The organism is Micromonospora sp. NPDC049799 (assembly GCF_040656655.1).
In the GTDB taxonomy this organism is placed as follows: domain Bacteria; phylum Actinomycetota; class Actinomycetes; order Mycobacteriales; family Micromonosporaceae; genus Micromonospora.
Genome location: NZ_JBFAMU010000707.1, coordinates 1 through 2,053, shown reverse-complemented (window position 1 = coordinate 2,053; position 2,053 = coordinate 1). Strand labels below are relative to the sequence as shown.

The following is a 2,053-nucleotide window of genomic DNA, read 5'->3' as shown; positions in this document are numbered from 1 at the left end:
GACCTCGGCGTGTGCGGTCGGGTCCCGTAGCTGGACAACGCTGCTGGTGCCCTCGCCGACGATCTCCCCGGATATGACGACGATGGCACCGAACGTGTGACCGACCCGACGGGAGGCCCGGCATGACCGCCCCGACCGGCCGACGTCCCCGGCACGTGACCGTCGAGGGCCGGCGGGTCTGCCACCGCGTCGACGGCGACGGCCCCCCGGTGCTGCTGCTGCACGGCATCGGCCGCACCCTGCGCGACTTCGACGACCTGCACGAGCGGCTCGCCGGCAGCTTCCGCGTGCACAGCGTCGACCTGCCCGGGTACGGCAACTCGCTGCCGATGACCGCGCCGTACACCCTGCCGAACCTGGCCCGCTTCGTCGGGCACTACCTGGACGCGGTCGGCGTGGACCAGCCCGTACGCCTGGTCGGCAACTCCCTCGGTGGGGCGATCGCCATGCGGTTCGCCGCCACCGAGCCGGACCGGGTCGCCAGCCTCGCGCTGGTCAACCCCGCCGGCTTCGGCCGGGAGGTGACCATCGCGCTCCGGCTGCTCGCCCTGCGCCCCCTGGGCCGGCTGCTGCTGCGACCCACCCGGTACGCGGCCCGCCGCGCCGAGCTGTCGCTGTTCCACGACCCGGCGCACGTCACCGCCGAGCGGATCGCGTACGCGCTGGAGGTCGCCCGCCAGCCGCACGCCGCCCGGGTGATGCTGGAGACCGCCCGCAACCTCGGCACCTTCCGGGGCGTCAGCCCGCAGTGGCGCGAGGAACTGCTGGCACAGGTGGAGCAGCTCGACGTGCCCACGCTGGTGGTGTGGGGCGACCGGGACCTGATCCTGCCGGCGACCCACCTCGACGCCGCCCGCGCGCGGCTGCCCCGGGCCCGCACGCACCTGTTCGACAAGTGCGGACACATGCCGCAGATCGAGTGCGCCGAAGAGTTCCACGACCTGTTGCGCGACTTCTGGGCCACCGACTGTGACCGCACGGCCGTGGACGACAGCCCGGCGGGCACCGACAGCGGTCCGGCGGGCGGCGCCGACGGGCGGGAGCGGATGGCGGAGGCCGGCTGAGACGTCAGGGTGCGGTGCTGCCCCGCTTCTCCTCCTGGGCCAGCACCGCCTCCCGGCGCTCCGGGTCGTCCCGGTCGGCCAGCTCGGCGGCGAGCCGGGGATCGCCCATCAGCCGCTCACCGTTGCGGTACAGCAACGCCTCGAACCCGCCGGTGTACGGGCAGGCCAGGTCCCCGAGGGCCCGGGTCGGGTCGTACCGGCAGCCGCCGCAGTAGTCGCTGATCTCGTCGATGTGCCGGCCGTCCACCGCGTACGCCCGCGTGTCCACCCGGGCGAGGTCGGCGTACTGGCTCATGCCGATGACGGTCGCGTTCATCACCCAGTCGGTTCCGTCGACGAAGGACCGCTGGAACCAGTCGGCCAGCTCCGCCGGACGCCAGCCGCGCTGCAACCCGTAGTTGCCGAGCACGAGCAGCCGCTGCGAGTGGTGGGCCCAGGCCCGGTCACGGACGCCGGCGAGCACGTCGGCGAGGCACCGGGCCTCCACCGCGTCCGCGTCGAGCCGGTCGAACCACTCCGGCAGCGGCTCGGCGGCGGCGAGCCAGCCGGCGCCCCGGAAGCGGGGCTCGAAGTACCAGTAGAGCTGCCACAGGAACTCCCGCCAGCCGAGCACCTGCCGGATGAACGGCTCCACCGCCGCGCGGGGCGCCGACCCGTCCCGCCACGCCCGCTCGGCCGTCCGGATCGCCGGCTCCGGGTGCAGCAGCCCGAGGTTGAACGAGGACGACAGCACGCTGTGCGCGAGCACCGGGTCCTCGACGCTCATCGCGTCGGCGTAGCGGCCGTACTCCGGCAGCCGGTGCCGGACGAAGTGCCGCAGCCGGGCGTCGGCCTCGGCGTGCGTGGCCGGGTACCGCCGGGGCCCGTCCCGGCCGACGAACCGCACCCCGTCGGCCGCCCACCGGTCGAGGTCACGGCGGACCTCGGCGTCGATGTCGTCCTCGACGACCACCGGTGGCGGGGGCACGTCGAGGGTGTCGGCGGGGGAG

The 2,053-nt window shown here is 74.7% G+C and carries 2 protein-coding genes; one reads left to right on the top strand and one right to left on the bottom strand.

The genetic code is table 11. The features are described from left to right. Positions 1–122 precede the first annotated feature (122 nt). Entirely contained in the window at positions 123–1,064 is a 942-nt protein-coding gene (locus AB0I76_RS28555) for an alpha/beta fold hydrolase (protein ID WP_357041832.1), read from the top strand. Between the two features lie 4 nt (positions 1,065–1,068). Here the strand turns inward: AB0I76_RS28555 and AB0I76_RS28550 are convergent. After that, positions 1,069–2,053, bottom strand: a 985-nt coding sequence (locus tag AB0I76_RS28550; RefSeq protein ID WP_357041829.1) for a cryptochrome/photolyase family protein, incomplete at its 5' end; no start/stop codon positions are given.

Excerpts from the sequence above, each read along its gene's own strand:
- AB0I76_RS28555 (WP_357041832.1), top strand. The coding sequence starts at position 123 with ATGACCGCCCCGACCGGCCGACGTCCCCGGCACGTGACCGTCGAGGGC.